At 64.5% G+C, this 17,978-nt stretch carries 16 protein-coding genes; 7 read left to right on the top strand and 9 right to left on the bottom strand.

Going from position 1 to position 17,978, the window contains the following annotated elements; translation table 11 throughout:
- Positions 1–17: 17 nt before the first annotated feature.
- Entirely contained in the window at positions 18–1,685 is a 1,668-nt protein-coding gene (locus ACZY0Q_RS02745) for an amidohydrolase (protein ID WP_463914387.1), read from the top strand.
- A 117-nt stretch (positions 1,686–1,802) separates the two neighbouring features.
- A complete protein-coding gene (locus tag ACZY0Q_RS02750; RefSeq protein WP_463914390.1) occupies positions 1,803–2,546 on the top strand; it encodes a polyprenol monophosphomannose synthase in 744 nt (247 codons plus the stop codon).
- 139 nt (positions 2,547–2,685) lie between these two features.
- Here the strand turns inward: ACZY0Q_RS02750 and ACZY0Q_RS02755 are convergent, their stop codons facing one another.
- From ACZY0Q_RS02755 to ACZY0Q_RS02770, 4 genes are all read right to left on the bottom strand, one after another.
- Positions 2,686–3,033, bottom strand: a complete 348-nt coding sequence (locus tag ACZY0Q_RS02755) for an RNA polymerase-binding protein RbpA (RefSeq protein ID WP_056627246.1) — start codon at positions 3,031–3,033, stop codon at positions 2,686–2,688.
- Positions 3,034–3,281: 248 nt separating this feature from the next.
- The gene (locus ACZY0Q_RS02760; RefSeq protein ID WP_354162696.1) at positions 3,282–4,232 is read right to left on the bottom strand and encodes an SPFH domain-containing protein; all 951 of its coding nucleotides are present in this window, start codon (positions 4,230–4,232) and stop codon (positions 3,282–3,284) included.
- A 32-nt stretch (positions 4,233–4,264) separates the two neighbouring features.
- Entirely contained in the window at positions 4,265–4,729 is a 465-nt protein-coding gene (locus ACZY0Q_RS02765) for an NfeD family protein (protein WP_463914393.1), read from the bottom strand.
- A 102-nt stretch (positions 4,730–4,831) separates the two neighbouring features.
- Entirely contained in the window at positions 4,832–5,719 is an 888-nt protein-coding gene (locus ACZY0Q_RS02770) for a putative RNA methyltransferase (RefSeq protein ID WP_463914396.1), read from the bottom strand.
- 97 nt (positions 5,720–5,816) lie between these two features.
- On the opposite strand from ACZY0Q_RS02770, the gene ACZY0Q_RS02775 reads away from it, so the two are divergent.
- On the top strand, positions 5,817–7,814 hold the full coding sequence (locus ACZY0Q_RS02775; protein WP_463914399.1) for a S9 family peptidase: 1,998 nt from the start codon (positions 5,817–5,819) through the stop codon (positions 7,812–7,814).
- Between the two features lie 20 nt (positions 7,815–7,834).
- Here the strand turns inward: ACZY0Q_RS02775 and ACZY0Q_RS02780 are convergent, their stop codons facing one another.
- Positions 7,835–8,500 (bottom strand): peptide deformylase, encoded by a 666-nt coding sequence (locus tag ACZY0Q_RS02780; RefSeq protein ID WP_463914402.1) that lies wholly within the window; start codon positions 8,498–8,500, stop codon positions 7,835–7,837.
- A 59-nt stretch (positions 8,501–8,559) separates the two neighbouring features.
- Between ACZY0Q_RS02780 and ACZY0Q_RS02785 the strand changes: the two genes are divergently transcribed.
- Positions 8,560–8,979: a nuclear transport factor 2 family protein gene (locus ACZY0Q_RS02785; RefSeq protein WP_463914405.1), complete on the top strand. Its 420-nt coding sequence runs from the start codon at positions 8,560–8,562 to the stop codon at positions 8,977–8,979.
- A gap of 25 nt (positions 8,980–9,004) precedes the next feature.
- Here ACZY0Q_RS02785 and ACZY0Q_RS02790 read toward each other — a convergent pair whose 3' ends face one another.
- The 4 genes from ACZY0Q_RS02790 to ACZY0Q_RS02805 form a co-directional block, all read right to left on the bottom strand.
- A complete protein-coding gene (locus ACZY0Q_RS02790) occupies positions 9,005–10,147 on the bottom strand; it encodes an FAD-dependent oxidoreductase (RefSeq protein ID WP_463914408.1) in 1,143 nt (380 codons plus the stop codon).
- On the bottom strand, positions 10,140–10,832 hold the full coding sequence (locus tag ACZY0Q_RS02795; protein ID WP_463914411.1) for a class I SAM-dependent methyltransferase: 693 nt from the start codon (positions 10,830–10,832) through the stop codon (positions 10,140–10,142). The genes ACZY0Q_RS02790 and ACZY0Q_RS02795 overlap by 8 nt, the downstream gene beginning before the upstream one ends.
- Positions 10,833–10,844: 12 nt before the next feature.
- Positions 10,845–12,026, bottom strand: coding sequence for a type III polyketide synthase (locus ACZY0Q_RS02800; protein WP_463914414.1), 1,182 nt, complete (start codon positions 12,024–12,026; stop codon positions 10,845–10,847).
- A gap of 163 nt (positions 12,027–12,189) precedes the next feature.
- Positions 12,190–13,071, bottom strand: a complete 882-nt coding sequence (locus ACZY0Q_RS02805) for a hypothetical protein (protein WP_463914417.1) — start codon at positions 13,069–13,071, stop codon at positions 12,190–12,192.
- Positions 13,072–13,976: 905 nt separating this feature from the next.
- Here ACZY0Q_RS02805 and ACZY0Q_RS02810 point away from each other — a divergent pair.
- The 3 genes from ACZY0Q_RS02810 (at position 13,977) to ACZY0Q_RS02820 (ending at position 17,975) form a co-directional block, all read left to right on the top strand.
- Entirely contained in the window at positions 13,977–14,189 is a 213-nt protein-coding gene (locus ACZY0Q_RS02810) for a hypothetical protein (protein WP_463914420.1), read from the top strand.
- Positions 14,190–14,642: 453 nt separating this feature from the next.
- Positions 14,643–16,811, top strand: a complete 2,169-nt coding sequence (locus ACZY0Q_RS02815; protein WP_463914423.1) for a bifunctional polysaccharide deacetylase/glycosyltransferase family 2 protein — start codon at positions 14,643–14,645, stop codon at positions 16,809–16,811.
- 120 nt (positions 16,812–16,931) lie between these two features.
- The gene (locus ACZY0Q_RS02820) at positions 16,932–17,975 is read left to right on the top strand and encodes a chitinase (protein ID WP_463914426.1); all 1,044 of its coding nucleotides are present in this window, start codon (positions 16,932–16,934) and stop codon (positions 17,973–17,975) included.
- The last annotated feature ends 3 nt before the right edge of the window (positions 17,976–17,978 follow it).

The raw sequence follows: 17,978 nt of genomic DNA on the forward strand, positions 1-17,978 counted from the left end.
CCAGGAGCTTCGCCCGCATGACCACTGAACGTTCCACCACACACGCACCGCACGAGCGGAAGGTGGTCCTCTACCGCAACGGCTCGGTCTACACGGCAGCGGACCCCTTCGCCACCGCCATGCTGGTTGACGGCGACACCGTTGCCTGGGTCGGCTCCGAGCAGGCTGCCTCCTCCATTGCCGACAGCTCCATGGAAATCATCGACCTCCATGGGGCCCTTGTCGCGCCGGGGTTTGTCGACTCGCACGTCCACCTCACCGAAACCGGCATCGCACTGGGTTCCCTCCAGCTGGGCGGGATCCGCTCCGCCCGGCAATTACTCGATGCCGTGGCCGCAGCCAAGGGCGACGGCCCCCTGCTGGGTCACGGCTGGGATGAATCCACGTGGGAGGACCCTGCCCTGCCGGCGGCCGAGGAACTTGAACGGGCGGCGGGCGGCAGGTCAGTGTTCCTGGCCAGGGTGGATGCGCATTCGGCGCTGGTCTCATCCTCCCTGGCAGCCGCCGCCGGGCTTGGCGGCCTCGACGGCTACACCACAGATTCACAAGTAAAGCGGGCCGCCCATACGGCGGCCCGCCGGGAAGCACGACGGCTCCCGGAGGCCAGCCTCCTGGAGTACCAGCGGCGCGCCCTGACCGAAGCTGCCGAAAACGGTTACGTGGCATTGGCGGAGATGGCCGCACCGCATATCGGGGGTGTATCCGACCTCCGCCTGGCCGCCACATGGAACACGTCCACCGAAGAGGCAATGACAGGGGCCATGCCCGAAATCCTGCCGTACTGGGGCGAACTGGCCACCTCGGAGGAGCAGGCCCAGACGCTGCTGGACGACCTTGGGGTATCTGTGCGCGGCCTGGCAGGTGACCTGAACATTGACGGTTCCATCGGCTCCAGGACAGCGGCCCTGAGGGCCGGCTACAACGACGCGGCGGGGGAGCGGGGCAACCTGTACATCTCGGCAGAGCAGGCCGGCGCCCACCTGGCGGCCTGCTCGCTGCTGGGCATTCAGGGCGGCTTCCACGTCATCGGCGACGCGGGACTTGACGCCGCGCTGGACGCGCTGGAACTCGCGGCCGCCGAAGTGGGGGAGCAGCGGGTCCGTGCCGCCGGCCACCGCTTCGAGCATGTAGAACTGGCCGACGCGGACGCCGTACAACAGCTAGCCCGCTACGCCGTCAGCGTCAGCGCCCAGCCAGGCTTCGACGCTTCCTGGGGGAGCGACGGCGGAATGTATGCGCAGCGCTTGGGGAGCCGGAGCCGGTCCATGAACCCGTTTGCCTCGTTCTACGCTGCCGGTGTCCCCATCAGCTTCGGCAGCGACAGCCCGGTGACACCGCTCCGCCCGTGGTCCAGCGTCCGCGCCTGCCTGGAACACCACAACCACGCTGAACGGATCTCGGCCCGGGCAGCGTTCCTTGGTCACACCCGGGCGGGGTGGCGGGCCGCTAAGTACCACAATCCCATGGCCGGGCAGCTGGTTCCCGGCGCACCAGCAAGTTTTGCCGTCTGGGAAGTTGAGGAGCTCATGGTCCAGGTGGCGGACGGACGTGTCCAGTCCTGGAGCACGGATCCGCGGGCCCGCACGCCTCTTCTCCCCGCCCTGGACACCGGCGCGGACCCGGTGTGCCTGCAGACGGTGAAGGACGGCCTCGAGCTGTTTTCCAGTCCGGCACTGCGGTCCTGACCGAACACTCCGGCCAGCGCCCCAATAAACCGCCCTATAATGGGTAGTTGCGCCTGACCGCCAGCTGTTACTCTGCCGTTCAGCCGCTCCGACCGCTCCCGTCCAGGAAGGCCCTTTGTGCGCGTCCTCACCATCATTCCTACCTACAACGAGCTGGAATCGCTGCCCAAGACTCTTCAACGCCTGCGTGCAGCCGTACCGGCCTCCGACGTTCTTGTGGTTGACGACAACAGCCCGGACGGCACCGGGCAGCTTGCGGACGGCTTTGCCGCCGAGGATTCACAGGTTCACGTCTTGCACCGCAAAGGCAAGGCAGGCCTGGGAGCCGCCTACATCGCCGGGTTCAAATGGGGGCTTGAGGCAGGCTACGACGTTCTGGTGGAAATGGATGCTGACGGCTCACACCAGCCCGAACAGCTTCCCCAGCTGCTGGAAGCCGTTGAACAGGGCGCGGACCTTGCCATGGGATCCCGCTGGGTTCCCGGTGGCAGCGTGGTCAACTGGCCGCTGTACCGGCAGGCGATTTCACGCGTTGGCAGCACCTACGCCCGGCTGATGCTGGGCCTGAAGATCAAGGACGTCACCGGCGGCTACCGCGCCTTCCGGCGGACCACACTGGAAAAATTGAACCTCGACCTGGTCGATTCGGTGGGCTACGGCTTCCAGGTTGACTTGGCGTGGCGTGTAGCCAAGTTGGGCCTCCGGATCGAGGAACGCCCCATCACATTCGTGGAGCGCGAGCTCGGAGCGTCAAAGATGAGCGGCAACATTGTTGTCGAGGCCATGATCAACGTCACCAGGTGGGGCCTGCAGGCACGCTGGAACAAGCTCACAGGCAAGAAGGATCCGGCACAGGGCTGACGTGCACCGCCGTTAGGACAAAGGATAAGGGCCGGCCCGGCAACGTGATCACGTTGCCGGGCCGGCCCTTTCTCAATCATTGGGCTCGCGTCAATCCATGACGCTGTGACCTCCGTGGAAGGCCGTGTCCACCACTGGGTCAGGCAGTGCGCCGTTCGCCACGGCGTTCGCGCAGGATGGTCAGCCGGTCCTCGAGGATCTGCTCCAGTTCCGGAAGGGAACGGCGCTCCAGCAGCATATCCCAGTGGGTTCGAACAGCCTTTTCGTTGCTGGTGTCCGGGCGTTCGCCGTCGACGAGGAGCGCTTCCTTGCCGGTCTTTGAAACCCACACAGGAGGAATTTCAGCCTCTGAAGAGAACGTCACGAAGACCTGCTCGCCGTCCTCGCACCGGTATTCGACGCGCTGGCGCGGAGCCGGCTCAACGCCGGACTCGGTCTCCATGCTCTGCGCGCCAAGGCGCATACCCCGCAGGCTGCGATCGCTCATGTTTTCTCCCTCTGGTCGGTTCGCGGAGCAGGACTCCACGCAAGCCGGTGCGGCATAACCGCCCCGGACTACTGTGTGCACTGTGCTGCATCATATGATTCAACGCATTGCGAAGCATTCTTGTTCCAGCGGATCTGGTCCGACCGGACAAATACTCAATCATACCGGCGTGGGGCCACGCCGCAAAACGGGAGGGGACCCGCGACGAATCGCGGATCCCCTCCCGGCCTGTCTGAGGTCGATCCGGGTCAGGACCCAGGCTGTTTGGCGGGTTCCTCGTCGAACAGCCCGCTGCCGCCGGCGCTAGGGTCAGGATTGGTTCCGCCAAGTGCCTGGCCGATGCCCTTGAGTGCCTCACCAATTTCGCTGGGAATGATCCAGAGCTTGTTCGATGATCCTTCGGCGATCTTCGGAAGCGTCTGGAGGTACTGGTAGGCCAACAGCTTCTGGTCGGGGTTGCCCTTGTGGATGGCATCGAAGACCTTCTGAATGGCCTGTGCCTCACCGTCTGCGCGGAGGATCGCTGCCTTGGCGTCGCCCTCGGCCGCAAGGATCGAAGCTTGCCGCTGGCCCTCGGCCGTGAGGATGGCCGACTGCTTGGTGCCTTCGGCGGTGAGGATCGCAGCGCGGCGGTCGCGCTCGGCCCGCATCTGCTTCTCCATCGAGTCCTGGATGGAGTGTGGCGGGTCGATGGCCTTGAGTTCCACGCGTGAGACGCGGATGCCCCAGCGGCCGGTTGCCTCGTCCAATACGCCGCGCAGCTGGCCGTTGATCTGGTCGCGGGACGTGAGCGCCTCTTCCAGGTTCAGGCCGCCCACGACGTTGCGCAGGGTGGTAGTGGTGAGCTGCTCGACGGCCTGGATGTAGTTGGCAATTTCATATGTGGCGGCGCGCGGGTCAGTGACCTGGAAATACACCACGGTGTCGATGGACACCACCAGGTTGTCTTCGGTGATGACCGGCTGCGGCGGAAAGGACACCACCTGCTCCCTCAGGTCCAGGAGCGGCAGGAGCCGGTCCACAAACGGGATCAGGATGGTGAGTCCCGGGTTGAGGGTCCGCTGGTATTTGCCGAGCCGTTCAACGACACCGGCCCTCGCCTGCGGGATGATCCGCACTGAGCGGACCAAAACAATAATCACGAACACGATCAGGACCACCAGCACAATGGCCAAGGCGGCTCCTCCTGCGTTATCCATACGACTCCAATTCCCCAATTGTTAGGCAGTACTTAGGACTGTGTGGACTGCTCCGGCGGTGCGGAGACAACTGCCGTGGCGCCGTCGATGGCGGAGACCACTGCTTTCTGGCCGGCAGGCAGGACGCCGCCGGAAGACCTGGCACTCCAGACATCGCCCCCGATCTTGACGAGGCCGCCGGTGGAGCTCACTGATTCCATCACAAGGGCCTGCTCGCCGATGAGCCGGTCTATGTTGGTGCGCTGGTCGGCGGGGCCTTTTTTCAGGTGGCTTAGTGCGACCGGACGGACAAAGGCGATCATCAGCAGTGAGACGACGCAGAACACCACGATCTGCAGCCACAGGTCAGCGCCAGCGAAATCTGCGACGAGCGCGGCAAGTGTTCCGCCGCCGAGCATAATGAAGAACAGGTCAAGGGTGATCATTTCGATCACTGCGAACGCGAGGAAGGCTGTGAGCCACAGGGCCCACCAGTTTTCGCCGAGCCATTCAAACATTCCGTCCCCCTTGACCTTCCGGTAGCTGTCTATTTATCCTAGTCCGCTGCAAAGCAGGACGGCAGGTTGTGTGCAGGGCAGCGGTTGAACGTGTTCAAGTCGTTACTGTGCGGCCGGTGCGAGGCGGAAGACGCTGATCCGGAACCGTGCCTCCACCTGCGGGGACACCTCGCCATTGCCGATTTTTGCGGCAATGGCTGTGCGGTCCAGATGGTGCCCGGCCGGACCCATAAAGGCCAGGTCAGCCAGCTCGCTGGGCGTCAGCATCAGCCGGACATCCAGGTCCCGGGTGGACTCTGTGACGAAGTGCGGCGAGAGGGATCCTGCCAGCCGCGCGTCCTTGTCGTCCTCGATGGACAGCATCCCTGCCTGGACGGCGATAGCGGCCAGGTGCCCTGCGCGCGGCGTCACCACCACGAGGCGCCCGCCGGGGCGGAGGACCCTGGCGAATTCGGCGGCATTACGCGGAGCGAAGATCACCGTAATCGCGTCGACTGCGGCGTCGGCCACCGGAAGCGGCTGCCACACATCGCAGGCGAGGCTGACGGACTCGGGGTTGAGGCGCGCGGCGCGTCGAAGTGCAAACTTGGAGATGTCGAGCGCGACGGCGATGCAACTGCCCGTAGTCCGCTGCACCTCATCCAGCACCACCCTGAGATAGTGGCCTGTCCCCGTGCCCGAGTCCAGGACTGTGAATGGTTCTCCGGGGGATATCCCGGGCACGACGGCGGCGGCGACGGCGTCCGCCAGGGGACGGTAGTGCCCGCCGTCGAGGAACGCGTAGCGGGCCGCCACCATCTCGGCGGTGTCGGCTTCGAAGACTGTCCCCTTGCCCACCAGCAGGTTGAAGTAGCCCTGCTTCGCCGCATCGAAGCTGTGCCCGGATCCGCAGACCAGGGCCTTGCGGGCTGCGTCAGCTGCGCCGCCCTGGACATTCAGTGCGGCCCCGCACAGCGGGCAGCGCAGCGGAGGGCGGGGGCTTGATGGCATACGGACTATCTTAGGCGGGGCGCGGTCCAGGGTGGCGGCCGCGCCAGCTTTCAGGGGGTGTTCGCCTGGGGGAAAGCCGCACGTTAGGCTCACGTGGGTGAAGCCAGAACACCTCCCGCTGCTCAATTCCGTCTCCGCGCCGGCCGTTCACCCGGACGGCAGCCGTGCTGTTGTCTCGGTGACCCGGCCCGATTTCGACACTGATTCCTACGTGGGGCAGCTGTGGAACGTCCCGCTGAACCAGGAACAGCTGCCGCGGCGAATTACCCGGGGCTTTCGGGACACCGCCCCTGCCTTCTCTCCTGACGGGCTGGTCCTCGCTTTCCTCCGGACGGGCGGACCGTCGTCGAAAGCGCAGCTCGTTGTGGTGGAGGCCGGCGGCGGTGAACCCCAAGTCATTACCAACAGGCTGCTCGGAGTGGAATCCTTCGCATGGTCTCCCGATTCGCACCGGATAGTTTTCAGCTCCCGCGAGCCGGAGCCAGGACGGTACGGCAGCAGCGAGTCCGTCACCGCGGATGGGGAGCAGCCACGGTTGATCGCCTCGCACCAGTACAGGCTGAACGGCGTGGGCTACACGCGCGACAAGCCACAGCAGCTGTTCATCGTGGATGTCCCGGAACTTGGCGGCGAGCCACAGACGGCCCCGGCTGCTCCCTCGCTGCCGGCAGCCCGGCAGCTGACATCGCTCGCCACCGACGCCAGCTGCGGGGTTTTCAGTGCGGACGGATCAGCCGTCTACTTCGTGGCAGCACCGCCGGAGAACGACGACGACTTGTCCACCTTGATTTTCACGGTGCCGGTCGCCGGCGGCAATCCCGTCCCGGTGGATCTGGGAGCAGCCGCACCTCAAAGCGTCACGGACGTCCGGCATTCCCGGGACGGCAAATGGCTGTTCTACATTGCCCGGGACCTGGGGAGCTCGGGCCGGGACTTTGTGGCACGCAACGCCGTTTTCTACTGTGTCGCGGCCGACGGCGGCGTGCCGGTTGCGCTGACTGACCCTGACCTGATGGACGTGGCAGCCCCGGGTGCCCGGATTGAGCTCCGCGGCCCGGACCGGGCCCTGGTACTGAACATTGCGCAGGGCACTGTTGAGCTCCTCGAGCTGGGAGCGACGGGCGGGCATGCCCTGCTGGTGCACGGTGACAAGGTGGTGACCGGGGCCGCCTGGGCGGGGGGTTCGCTCCTCGTTGTATTCAGCGATCCGTCCACCCATGGGGATGTTGGAGTGCTCGACGACGGGCAGCTAAGGCTGCTGACAGACTTTTCGGCCATCCTGCGGACGCAGGCGGACATTGTGGTTCCACAGGAAGTGACGGTTGAAGCGTCCGATGGGTATCCCGTCCATGGCTGGCTGGTGCGGCCCCCAGGCAAGGGGCCGCACCCGGTCCTGTTGAACATCCATGGTGGGCCCTTCGCCCAATTCACAGTCGCCCTGTTCGACGAAGCCCAGGTATACGCGGCTGCCGGGTACGCCGTGCTGATGTGCAACCCACGCGGCTCCGCAGGCTACGGCCGGGAACACGGGCTGGCCATCAAGGGCCGCTTTGGCACCGATGACATGGCGGATGTCCTCGCCTTCCTGGACGGCGCCCTGGCCAAATTTCCGGCGCTGGACGCCGGCCGGCTGGGCATCATGGGCGGCTCCTACGGCGGATACCTGACCGCCTGGACCATAGCGCACCACCACAGGTTCGCGGGTGCCATTGTGGAGCGCGGGTTCCTGGACCCGGTCAGTTTCGAGGGCTCGGCCGACATTGGCTGGTACTTCGGCAGCGAATATCTCGGCAGCTCGGCGGTGGAGGTCGCCGCGCAAAGCCCTCTCGAACACATCGGCAACGTACAGACTCCGGCCCTGGTCATCCATAGCGAAAACGATCTGAGGTGTCCGCTGGAGCAGGGCCAGCGGTACTTCACGGCACTGAAGCGGTGCGGCGTGGAAGCCCAGCTGCTGATATTCCCGGGTGAGGACCATGAACTTTCCCGCTCGGGCAAGCCGCAGCACCGGCGCCAGAGATTCGAGCACATCCTGCGCTGGTGGGCCCGGCTCCTCCCGACCGAAGCAAATCCGGCAACCATACCGCTGGAGTGACGCGGCGACGCGTCGGCGTTTCAGGGATTCCCGGGCAGGAATCCCAAGGCCGCACGTGCCTTTCCGATCCCCGGTTCCGCCCAGTTGGCGGCGTACTCGGCGTTGGAGCTCAAGGACCTCAACTCGGCCCGGTCAACGTACAGAGTGCCATGGAGATGGTCGGTTTCGTGCTGCACAATCCTCGCCTGCCACCCCTCGAATTCCCGTTCCGAGGCCAGGCCGGCGGGGGATTCGAACCGGAGCAACACCCGCTCAGGCCTGACCACCACTGCCTGCAGCCCGCTCAGCGAGAGGCACCCCTCGAAGAACGCGGCGGTTTCCGATCCTACGGCCGTGTAGCGCGGGTTGATGATGGTGAGGAACTCCAGCGGGCTCCGGTGCCGCAGCGCCGCAGCCTCCGGGTCGACGTCGTACTGGTCCTCAAGGACTGCCAGCTGCAGTGGGATTCCGAGTTGCGGGGCGGCCAGCCCCACGCCAGGGGCATCGTGCATTACTTCGCGCATGAGGGCTATCAACTGCTCCAGCTCGCCAGCGCTGATCTGGCCGTCGACGGCCGCGGCCCGCTGGCGGAGAACGGGATTCCCGGCCTGGACGATGGGCGGCAGCGATCCCGCGGACAGGATTTCCTGTACCCGTTCCCTCAGGTGCGCAGGAGTGAATGAAGTGGGCGGAGATACGGCGGTCATGCGGAAAGCCTAGCGGCGGACGCCGCACGGCGTGGGCCGCGTCGGCTAATGTCGATGCCATGGCTGAACTGATTGCGCCCCAAACCAACGCACTGGAACTTGTCCTGGACTTTATCCGGGTCCTGGAAGCCGGCGGTGACGGCGCGGCCATCGGGCCTTTCCTCGCTGCGGACTTCGTGCTAGTCGAGGCGCCGCATCTGCTCGCGGCTGAAGGCTCCACCCGGACGCGGGACCAGGCGATGGCCGGCCTCGACCAAAGCGGCGAAGTAGTGGCGGACCAGAAGTTCGAGATCCGCCGCACCACCTGCGAAGGCGGACGCGTGGTGGTGGAGGCAGCCTGGTCGGCGCGGACGCTGATGGACCTGCGGTACTGGGATGCCGGTGAGACCATTCGGGCCCGGACGTCGTCGGTCTTTGAAGTCCGGGACGGCCTGATCGTCAGCCAGGACAGTTACGACTGCTACTTCGTGAACTCCTGACCCGGCGGCTCCTTCCGGCGCGGGGTCACTGCATGGTGAATCGGCGGGCCACCAGCCTGTTGGCCGGCGGGATGCCGGACACCGCGCTGACTGCGGCGTTCCTCAACGCCAGGAACGGCGGCGCCAACGGCCGCCCCAGCGCCATATTAACTTCGGACTGCCACCGCGCCGCTAAGGCAGCTTTCCGACGCCGGGTGGAATAGGCGCGCAGGCGCTGGCCAACCGGTTTCCCCGCCAGGGCCGCACAGATGATCGGCGCCAGTTCCGCCGCGTCCAGCCAGCCAAGGTTCATGCCTTGGCCTCCGATGGGGCTTAGTTCATGGGCCGCATCACCGATCAGGACCGCCCGGCCCGCGACTGACCGGCATGCCACCGTGGACCGGGGGCTGAAGCTGCTGAGCATGCTGTTGCTGGCCGGGTCCGGCCGGACCCCCGTGCGCCGGTGGACCATTCGCACCAGCTCGATCACGTCCAGGGCCGGTGCGGGCTGCGGAATCCTGACAACCCAGCGGCGGAGACCGCCAGGCAACGGAAAGGATTCCACTATCCCTTCGGCTTCGAGGTACAGGACGGCTTCGTGGTTGCGGGTGTCCTCAGCTGCGAAATCACCCATCACATAGTGGTGGGGATAACTTCGGGACGTGGCCGGGATGCCCAGCAGGCCGCGCATCCGGGACCGCGAGCCGTCGGCGGCGACCACAAGGCGTGAGGTGATGCGGCTGCCGGCGCCACCCGCGTTGCCGGCCTCGGCGACGACGGTGACCAGTCCGCCGTCGTCCCCTATTTCCGTCACCCTGGCGCCCCTGACCAACGCCGCGCCATCCAGTTCGTGTACCCGCTGCTCCAGCAGGGATTCCGTTGTGGACTGGGGAAGGGACAGGACAAACGGGAACCGATCCGAGACCGATGCGAAGAACATTGACCCCACGGTCTTTCCGCCGCTGACCGCAGTACCGCCGCGGATCTGCACGCCGGCACCAACCATGGCCCTGGCCACGCCAACTCGGTCCAGGGCCGCGAGGGCGGGGGGATGGATGCCGATGGCCCGCGAGTGGGATTCCCGGTGAACCCGCTGTTCAAGGACCCTCACCGCGACGCCTTCCTGCAGCAACAGGGCCGCGAGATAGAGGCCCACGGGTCCGCCGCCGATGATCACCACCTCAACCATCTGGATGGTCCCGGCGGTGGATGAGGACCTGGTGGAAAGGGGAGTGGCGTGCCACCTGCCAGCCCGGGGGAGCGGCGGCTGTGAGTTCCTTCGGTGTGTAGCTGCGCCTGATCGAGGTCAGGCCGTCAGCACGGATGAACGAGCCGCGGAAAGGGAGGGCCGCCAAAGAGAACAGTGCGTAGGCTGCGAGGTTCCGTCGCAGGTCGTTGTGCAGGGAAAGCCGCCGCGCCAGGGCTTGCGAATCTTCCAGGAGATGCGCAAGGTCCGCTGGACGGAGGTGGTGGATGACGTGGTTCGAGATCACGACGTCGAAACGGCGGCCTTCGCGGACCAGTTCTGTGCTGTCGGCCTGGCGGAACCGGACTGAGGAATGGTGGGGGCGGTGTGACGAGTAGCTATATGCCCTGGCGTCCGGGTCAATGCCGGTGACGTCGAGCAGCAGTTTGTCCCGGGCGGACCAGAGGACGAGCTGCCGCGCCAAGTCCCCTCCGCCGCATCCTATGTCGAGGACGGTCGTTGCAGAGTCGTGGGAGAGCAGAGGGCGAAGCTCATTGCAGTACAGCCGACGCCAGCCTGAGAAGAGCAGGTTCACCAGTCCGAATTGCCGGTATGTGCGCTCCAGTTTGGTGGGGTCACAGTCCGGCAGGTCCATCATTTCCACGGCGTCCACGGCCCGTTGCCGCATCAGGGACACAGGTCAGGCCAGTGACGACGCCGCCTCAGGCTGCACCGCACGCTTCCCCGTGGCGGCCTGGCGGAGTTTCGTAAAGAGGCCTGTTTCCACTGTCAGGCCGGGGCCGAACGCCATGGAACAGATGCGTTCCTCACCCTCCACCGGGGGCTGCTCCAGGATGTGCCGGAGGACAAACAGCACCGTGGCGCTGCTCATGTTGCCGTAGTCCCGCAGGGTATCCCGGGCCGGAACGAGTTGCTGGTCCGTGAGTTCAAGGCGCGCCTGGACCTTGTCCAGAATGCTCCGGCCGCCGGGATGGATGGCCCAATGGCGGATGTCCCGGTAGGGGAGTCCACGCAACGACGGATCCCGGGCCAGCAGCGGTGTCAGGGCGCCGATGATGTGGTCGTCGATGATGTGGGGGACGTAGTTACCGAGCACCATCTCAAAGCCGTGGTCGCCGATGTTCCACGCCATGGATTCCTCGCCCACCGGTGTGAGCACGGTTTCGAAGTGGTCCAGCTGCATCAGGGCAGGTGCGTCCGGATCGTTGCGGGCCGTAATGATGGCTGCCGCGGCGCCGTCGGCGAACAGCGCCGAACCCATGATGGTGTCGGGGTCGTTGGACGTCCGCACGTGCAGGGAGCACAGCTCGGCACAGACCACCAGGACAACGGCCTGCGGGTCCGCTTCGCAGAAGGACTTGGCGGCCCGCAGCGCCGGAAAGGCTGCGTAGCAGCCCATGAATCCGAGGTGATAACGCTGGACGGCCGGGTCCAACCCCAACGCGCGGACGATCTTATAGTCAGGACCAGGGTTGAAGAACCCCGTGCAGGAGACGGTGACAACATGGGTTATGTCAAGTAGGGAAAGATCCGGGCAGGCGTCCACGGCGGCCCGGGCGGCCTCGATGAAGAGTTTGGTGACCTCCCGGGCGAAGATCTCGTTGCGCACCTTGGTGGTGGGGTTCAGGAGCAGGCCGGTGGCGGGATCAAAGAACTGCGGATCATCCGAGCGGAACGCCATGGTCATTTCGTCGACGGCGGTATGGCGGGTGTCGATGGCGGCTGAATCAAAGCAGGTGTTTACCAGCCGGGAGCCCAACCTGGTCAGGCCGGGCTGGGCCGCAAAGACTTCACGGGCTTCGGCCTGGACCAGCACAGTCGGCGGAACAGCAGTTTCAAGTGAACGCAGGTAGACCGTCATTGGTTCATTCTTGGCGAGCCCGCCGGATTAGACAATGGCCGGGCTGGCCGGGGGAGCCGTTCCGGTGCCGCAGGCTGGTGCTCTGGACACAAAAGCGGGGGCCGGCGAATTATCGCCGGCCCCCGCTGGGCCCCGGTTCGCTACGGGGCCAATTCCTTGATAGCTACTGCTTCACGAGTGCGTTGCCATAACCGGCATCACACGTGCCATCATGGATGACACCCGCGCCTGGTGCCACGACGTAGTTGCTCGCCGGGTTGAAGACGGCCGTGTTAACGGCAGTCACCTTACCGGCGCACTGGTCGGCGCCGCTGGCGTTCATGCTCTGGCCGCCGATCCACATGTCGATCCAGATGGTGGAGTTGCTTCCATCCACGTTTGTGCCCTGGTGGCAGGGGCCGCCCTGGGGATCGTTGCCGTCGCCACACGTGTCTTCGACAATAAAGTAGCGGCGCACGTCCGGAAGGTAGATCCGCGTTCCGGCCGGGAAATCGAGCACGTCCTTGCCGGTGGCGAGGGAATGCCCCACGGCGATGGTGATGGGGTCATCGTAAGTGCCGGTGCCCCCAGCGGACTGGTGCAATACCGGGTGGCTGATTTCAACTGAGCCGGCCGGCGTGTTGTCGTGCCAGGTGTATGCCGTTGTGTACGCGGTGGTGACAATGTTCTCGGAGGACGACGCCGGCTGGACAGGGGCCGGTGCCGGTGCAGGCTTCGGAGCCGCTGCAACCACAGCCGGCGCAAGGGCAGGCACGGGAACAGCCGCAGCAACCGGGCTCGCCGCCGGTGCCTCTTCGGCTGGCTGTTCCGCTGCCGCGGCCGCTGCAGCCGCTGCGGCTGCCTCTGCCTTCTCTGCGGCGGCACGCTGGCTGGCGCCGATCTCCGCGGATTTGTCGGGCCGGGTGCTGGAGCTGGCTTCGATGCCGGCGCTGGCCGAGCCCGAAGCCTGGGCGGGTGAGTTTGGGGCGCCAGTGACGGAGCCACACGCCGAGGTGGCGAGTAGGACCGTGAGCATGCCGGCGGCCAGCAGATCATTTCTGCGCATGGAAAAAGCCTCTTCATGGGAGTACGGAACGGGCATTTCCCTTAGGGATATGCCCTGCCCGGAGTTGGACACGGCCTGCGGCAACGCGAAGGCGCTGCCATCTGGGGACTTATCACACGCAAGAGCATTTCGGGCGATCTTTTCGGCGTGTGCGCCGACCGGTGACCTAAACGTTACCTTGCGGTCAGTGGAACAGGCCAATCACTGGCGTGTCGTCTGCGTGCCACCTAAATCAGGGGCCTGGAGGTCTATCCGGCAAGTTCCGCCTGACCTGCGGCAACATCTGAAGGAAGCCTGGGAGGCGCCCACATAACGTTGGCGTAACATAGACCGCTCTCCACTCTCAGATAACGCCGATAATCTACATTATGTAAAGTAAGTCGTTATCCTGCACCTGATCCAAGCACGCCTCGGCGATTGCGTCCGAGTCTTTTCGCGCATCGGATGGGCCCGGACACAGCCACTCAGTTGCGAGCAATCAAGATCAAATCGCATTGGCCGCAACGACTTCCGCACCGCCCGCTGAATTTCTTCACCCAGGGCCGCCCGGCAGACGCCGACCTGAACGCCAACCGAACTCTGCTGATGGAACCAAACATGACCATCAATTCTCACCCCACGGCTCCCCCGGCTCGATCACTGGTCCGGGACAGTTTGACGGTCATTTGCGGCGGTGGCGGACGACGGCGGCCTCCCGCCGTCGCCGGACGCCGTCCGCGACAGCAGGTAGCCAACCTCGAAAAGTCGAGTACTTCGTACGCATGCGCGGCACAGGCCGGACTTCTAGGGTTGGTTGCATGGCGGCACGCTGGGTACGTCTAGTTACCACGCACCCACGGGCAGATCAGTGTCGATCTTCCACTCGAAGCGGCATTGTTCAGTTCCGGCACTCCTGAGGACGCCATATGCTGAATTCCCGTATCCCCCAGGCACGCGAGCATGCACTGGGACAAGCCCCCGGAACGCCTGTGATCATGCTCAGGCCGGCCCCCGTCAAAGTACGTTCCATCATCGGCAACGCCATCGCGTACACGGTCACTCATGTGTTGGTTGAGTCGAACACCAACGGCGAGTACAACGTCCGGTGGGAAGCCACCTGGCTGGTGCGCCGGGTTTAGAAAAGCCCCTGAGCTGGGGCGCCGTGCCCAAGTCTTGTCAGCAAGTAGCGCCCCGAAAAAACTCGAGTACCTGCTACGCATGTGTACCTGTGTCTTGCGCTATTAGGTTCCTAGGTACGGTGACACTTCGGAGCGGCTGGCTCTGCGGCACCAGGTTGGGGGCAGATTTATCCCTTTCTGCTTCTCCCTTGGCGGTCACTTGCCTGATTCAGTCAGGTTGCCCTGCACTCACGACCACCTCGCGAGGCGTATATGAGAAAACCAGCCCCTCCTCGTTCAACTGCTCCGGCACCGGTATTCTTCGACGCCAGCGGACATCGCTGGCGGCGGGTCCGGACATGCCTGCTTGCCGCAGTGATGTTGATGGTTCTGTCCCTCGTTGCAATCCTCCCTGCGGCGACTGCTCCTTTACGGCTTGGAGAAAAGAACCAGGCCGCCGCCTATCCAAGGCAATTGCTGAGCCAGCAGGACCTGGAGAACATCCCGAGGATCGGTTTCAGGGAGGGCACCGCCATCTTTCACCGGATCGCGCTCGTGGTTCCGAAGGATGGCAAGGTCCTACTCAAGGATCCCTTCAGCGACACTGTCTGGCGGGAAGCCACCGCAGACGAGACAGAGGTGATTGGCCAAAGCCCCTACGTTGTGGAAGCCTACGGCCAGGCTCTGGACCACACGCTGATGCTGACCTTCGATGACGGGCCCGATCCCCACTTCACCACGCAGCTCCTGGACCTGCTATCGCACGAAGGCGTGCCGGCGACCTTCTTCCCCGTCGGTGACAACATCGTCAAACACCCGGACATCTTCCGCCGCATGATCCGCGAAGGGCACATGGTCGGCAACCACACCATGTCCCACGCCGATTTCTGGGCCCACGACGACTCGTACAACCGTCAGCAGATCATTGGCGAGGACCGGGTCATTCGAGCTGCGGAGAGTTACGAAACCCGGTTATTCAGGATCCCCACCGGCAACCCGGAAAACAACACCCTGGCGCTTCTGCAGGCTCAGCAGCTGGGCTACCTCAACATCAACATGGACCTCGATACGAGGGACTGGGAACACGCCCCGGGGGTGCCCGTTGAGGTACCGCAACTGAACGGCGAAGGGCACGTCGTGCTGATGCACGACGGAGGCGGGGACCGCACCGCAACGCTCAAAATGCTGGAAGCCCTCATCCCGCAGGCCAAAGCGCAGGGCTACACCTTCACTACTCTCCAACCCCTGCTGCCCCCGGAGTATGTACCGCGGCACAGCATCACCGCCAGCGTAGAGGACACCATGACCCTCGCGGCACTCACAACCTACCTGATCACGCCGAACGTTGTCCTCAACTGGTTGTTCTGGTTCGGCATCGGCTCCATGACCATCCTGACATTCCTGTTCGTGGTGCTGGCCGTGATCAACAATTCCCGCCAGAAACGACGCCACTGGGACGCCATCGACGAGAAAGACTGGCCATTCGTCAGCGTCGTCCTCCCCGTCTTCAACGAGGAACTCGTCGTGTCCAGAACCCTTGATGCACTGAGAGCAAGCGACTACCCCCGCATGGAAGTCGTCGCCATTAACGACGGGTCGACGGACGGTACCCTTGCCGTGCTGACGGACTACGCCAGGACGTGGCCCAATCTTCGCGTCGTTGACCAGCCGAACGGTGGCAAATCTGCTGCAAGCAACAACGGAATCGCCCAATCCCGCGGAGAAGTTGTGGTCACGCTCGATGGTGACACCCTTTTTGAACCACAGACCATCAAGATGTTCGCCCGCCACTTCCTGGCCCCCCGGCACGACAAAGAGGTTGGGGCTGTGGCAGGGCACGTCAAAGTCGGAAACCGCCGCAATCTCATCACTGCATGGCAGAGCCTGGAGTATCTGTCCGGTATCTGCGTCACCCGCATGGCTGAGGGCCTCATGGGCGCGATTTCCATCGTTCCGGGCGCCTGCGCCGCGTGGCGCCGGGAGGCCCTGGTCAGGGCCGGCGGCTACTCCCATGACACACTTGCTGAAGATGCGGACCTCACGCTTTCACTGCAAAGACTTGGCTACAGCATCGTCCAGGAAAACGAGGCCGTCGCCTGGACTGAGGCACCGCTGACAGTCCAAGGCCTGTTCAAACAACGGCTCCGCTGGACCTACGGCAATTTCCAGACCCTGTATAAGCACCGCTCAATGCTCTTCAACCCCAAGTACGGGGCGCTCGGTTTGCTCACCATGCCTTATGCGCTGATCTCAGTCATCGTCCCGCTAATCTTCATGCCCCTGACAGTCATCGTCGCAATTAACAGCCTGGCCCACGGAGAATGGCAGGCCATCGCTATCTTCTCGGCGTTCGTCGCCGCAACTCATATGATCATCTCGATTGTGGCCATCCTGATGGTCCGCGAGACCCTCCTCCACCTGCTCATGGTGCCGATCTACAGGCTTATCTACGAACCACTTCGCGCCTACGTGGTGTTCGGCTCAGCGATCATGGCCCTGCGCGGCACCGCCGTGGGCTGGTACAGGCCCGAGAGGACCAACAGTGTCACGCTCCCCGCGGTGCCGGGGCCGATCGTTGCACGGGCTCCCGTTCCTGTTCTGGCGGTTTCACCCGCGCCGCGAACCCTCCAGGATTCCCTATAGCCCAACCGTTCTGCTTGCGTTATGCTGATCGACCCCATGAACTACGCACGCAGAAGTGCAGCGAGGCGGCAGCAGCACATGCCTACATCCGACCGGCCGGGAAGGAACCTCACGATCCTGATGGCAGTTCTTACGCTGGCCGCCTGCGGCTCTACGCCGCCGGACGGACCCGGCCGGGAGGTGGAGGTAACTCAAAGCGCCATCAGGCCTGGTTGGTTCGGCGGCTACCTCGACGTCACACTGTTCCCAAGCCTCCCTCCACAGGAACTACCTTCGCCGGGAAGGGTAACAACGGTGCTCTCCTTTATCAGCTCAGATCCCGCCCGGCCATGCGAGCCTGTCTGGGGCGGCTTCTATGATCTTGACCGGGCCAGCGACAAGCTGGCTCTCGACTCCCGGCTGGACGCATTCCGCACGGCAGGCAACGACGTCGCAGTCTCCTTCGGCGGGCAACGGGGTACAGAACTGGCCGCAGCCTGCACCGACGGTGATGCCTTGGTTCGCGCCTACACATCAGTCATCAGCAGGTACGGACTGGACACCGTGGACCTCGACATCGAAGGTGCAGGTGCTGCCGACTATGCAGCGGTGAAGAGACGCGCAACGGCAGCGGCGCGCCTTCAGGCCGAGCGGCCTCCTGATAAACCTCTCAAGGTCTGGCTGACGCTTCCTGTCTCGCGGGAAGGGCTCACGCCCGCAGCCGTGGTCTCCGTGGAAACCATGCTTGAGTCCGGTGTTGACCTCGCCGGCGTGAATATCATGACCATGAACTTCGGCCCGCTCGCTCCCGGCGAAACCATGCTTGACGCTGCGGTGGCCGCCGCCGAGGCTACCCACCGGAGGCTGGACGGGTTGTACGCAACGGCAGGCAGACCCCTCGACGCTGCTGCCCTATGGAACAAGATCGGGCTCACGCCGATGATCGGCGTCAACGATGTCGAGGGGAACGTCTTTACCCTGGCGGATGCTGAGGGACTGAACAGCTTCGCGTTGGAGCGCGGCATCGGCCGGATGTCGATGTGGTCCCTGAACAGGGACGCTGCCTGCAATTCCCCGGGCCAAGGTCAACCGCACAGCAGCGTAGCCAGTGACTGTAGCGGCATTGAGCAGGAACCCGGCACCTTCGCGGAGATGTTGTCCAACTCGCTGACGCGTCAGCCCTAGGAA

It is taken from the genome of Pseudarthrobacter lactosi (assembly GCF_055412785.1).